We start from the raw sequence: 1,029 nt of genomic DNA, 5'->3' as shown, positions 1-1,029 counted from the left end.
CGAGCGGCGCTGTTGAGCGCGGCCGAGGACGACCACGTACTGGTGCTGCTGCTGCACCACATCGCCACCGACGAGTGGTCCACCGGCCCGCTGCTGGCCGACCTCGACACCGCCTACCGCGCCCGGCTCGACGGCCGCGACCCCCACCTGCCCGAACCACCCGTGCAGTACGCCGACTTCGCGCTCTGGCAGCGCGACCTGCTCGGCGACCCGGCCGACCCCGGCTCCCTGGCCGCCCGCCAGGCCGGCCACTGGCGCGAGACCCTCACCGGACTGCCGGAGGAACTGCCCCTGCCCACCGACCGGCCCCGCCCCGCCGTCCCCACCCACCGGGGGGAGACGCTGACGGTGGAGCTGCCCGGCGAGGTGCTGTCCGGGCTGGAGCGGCTCGCCGCGGAGTCCGGGGCGACGGTGTTCAACGCGGTGCACGCGGCGGTCGCCGCCCTGCTGCACCGCCTCGGCGCGGGCGACGACATCCCCCTCGGCACCCCGGTCGCCGGGCGCTCCGACACCGCGCTCGACGACGTCGTCGGCTTCTTCGTCAACACCCTCGTGCTGCGCACCGACCTGTCCGGCGAGCCGAGCTTCGACGAGCTGCTGCGGCGGGTGAACGCCGCCCATCCGGCCGCCCTCGACCACGCCGACCTGCCGTTCGACGCGGTCGTCGAGGCCGTCAACCCGCACCGGACACTGGCCCGGCACCCGCTGTTCCAGACGATGGTGGCGTACGAGGGCGGCGGCCCCGACCTCAGCCGTCTGCTGGGCACGGACGCCGCGGAGCACCCGGTCCGCACGGGTGCGGCCAAGTTCGACCTGGAGATCCTGTTCCGCCGGGTGGCCGGGGCCGACGGCCCGGTGCTGACCTGCGGCATCCGCTACGCGACGGACCTGTTCGAGCGGGCGGGCGCAGAGCGTCTGATGACCCGTCTGGTCCGGTTGCTGACCCGGGTGGTGGCGCAGCCCGGCACACCGCTGGCGGAACTGGACCTGCTGGAGCCGGGTGAGCGGGACCGGGTGCTGCGGGTGTGG

General features: G+C 75.2%; 1 protein-coding gene. It reads left to right on the top strand.

Annotated elements, in window-relative coordinates; translation table 11 throughout:
• Positions 1-12: 12 nt before the first annotated feature.
• The coding region (locus tag ACFYWL_RS31270) for a condensation domain-containing protein (protein ID WP_386980467.1) at positions 13-1,029 on the top strand (1,017 nt) is incomplete at its 3' end.

The organism is Micromonospora sp. NPDC002575 (assembly GCF_042889525.1).
Taxonomy (GTDB): domain Bacteria; phylum Actinomycetota; class Actinomycetes; order Mycobacteriales; family Micromonosporaceae; genus Micromonospora; species Micromonospora carbonacea.
Note: the sequence above shows the minus strand (reverse complement) of the source record. Positions and strands in the feature narration are given on the sequence as shown.